Raw genomic sequence first — 336 nt, forward strand, 5'->3', positions numbered from 1 at the left:
CGGCGGTTGCTGCGCCTTCATGGTACGGATTTGAACACCGCTGGTCTGGGTACGCAGCAGACGGGTGGTATCAAACCAGAAGGTATCGTGGTCCGCACGCGCCGGGTGGTGACCCGGAATGTTCAGCGCATCAAAGTTGTGATAATCGTCTTCGATCTCCGGACCGGTCGCAACGGTGAAGCCCAGTTCACCAAAGAAGCTCTCAATACGATCGATGGTACGGGTCACCGGGTGCAGGCCACCGTTTTCAATACGACGACCCGGCAGGCTAACGTCAATGGTCTCCGCCGCCAGACGCGCGTTCAGCGCCGCGCTTTCCAGCTCCGCTTTACGCGC

At 59.8% G+C, this 336-nt stretch carries 1 protein-coding gene; it reads right to left on the minus strand.

The genetic code is table 11. The features are described 5' to 3' along the window. Positions 1 to 336 (minus strand): tRNA ligase subunit PheS family protein (locus MFF40_RS28400; RefSeq protein WP_438804105.1); only part of this gene is annotated, 336 nt, incomplete at both ends.

It is taken from the genome of Methylobacterium mesophilicum, from assembly GCF_022179445.1.
Classification (GTDB): domain Bacteria; phylum Pseudomonadota; class Alphaproteobacteria; order Rhizobiales; family Beijerinckiaceae; genus Methylobacterium; species Methylobacterium mesophilicum.